This window comes from Acinetobacter sp. ATCC 27244, assembly GCF_000156555.1.
Taxonomy (GTDB): Bacteria; Pseudomonadota; Gammaproteobacteria; order Pseudomonadales; family Moraxellaceae; genus Acinetobacter; species Acinetobacter haemolyticus.
On record NZ_GG665949.1, the window covers coordinates 394,973 to 395,998 of the forward strand.

A 1,026-nucleotide genomic window follows, 5' to 3' on the forward strand; every position below is an offset into this window, starting at 1 on the left:
TTTTCTTTTGCGTCAGCAGCAGTTGATTCAACTGCACCTGCAACATTCGCGGCAGCTTCGCGTGCAGCAGCTTCAGTTTCCGCAGCGGCTTCAGCCGTTGCAGTTGCCGTGTGATCGGCAGCAGCATCAATTTGATCCGCAGCTGTATCAACTGCTGTAGCAATATCATGACCAGCTTGGTCAGCAGCATGCTCTAAGTGTTCACCCGTGGTAGCGCCTGTTTCAGGCGCTTTATCTTTATTACAGCCTACAAGTGCAACTGTAGCAGCGAGACCTAAAGCAACAAGTAATTTATTCATTTTCATATTTCCTTCTCATTGTGGCATCCAAAAACAATGGATAGTAAAAATATAAACATAAAAACGTTGACAAATAAAGTTGAAAAATTGTTGATAACTTGTAAAAACACACACTTACATTTAAAGAATGTAAGAGTGTGCACATTTGGATGCTGTGTTAAACACTAAACTCCCGAACGAATCATATAATCAAAAGCAGAGAGCGAAGCTTTCGCGCCTTCACCTGTGGCAATGATGATTTGCTTATAAGGCACTGTAGTACAGTCTCCTGCAGCAAAGACACCTTTCACATTGGTTTCATTGCGATCATTCACCATGATCTCACCACGATTGCTTAATTCAACAGTGCTGTCTTTCAAGAAATCTGTATTCGGTAATAAACCAATTTGAACAAAGATCCCTGCAAGCTCAACCACATGTTCTTGATCTGTAGCACGATCTTTATACTTCAAGCCTGTGACTTGTGAACCATCACCAAGCACTTCAGTACTCAATGCATTCATGATCACTGTTGTATTAGATAAGCTGTTTAACTTATCTTGCAATACTTGATCAGCTCGAAGTTTGGTATCGAACTCAACCAAGGTTACATGTTCAACAATCCCAGCAAGATCAATCGCAGCTTCCACACCAGAGTTACCACCACCAATTACAGCAACACGTTTACCTTTGAACAATGGACCATCACAGTGTGGGCAATAAGCGACACCACGGGTACGATATTCAG

2 protein-coding genes are annotated in these 1,026 nt (G+C 42.0%); both read right to left on the reverse strand.

Annotated elements, in window-relative coordinates:
* Window positions 1-299, reverse strand: a 299-nt coding sequence (locus HMPREF0023_RS01770; protein ID WP_034437175.1) for a hypothetical protein, incomplete at its 3' end; no start/stop codon positions are given.
* A gap of 164 nt (window positions 300-463) precedes the next feature.
* Window positions 464-1,026: FAD-dependent oxidoreductase (locus HMPREF0023_RS01775; RefSeq protein WP_008941004.1), on the reverse strand; the 563-nt coding region annotated here is incomplete at its 5' end.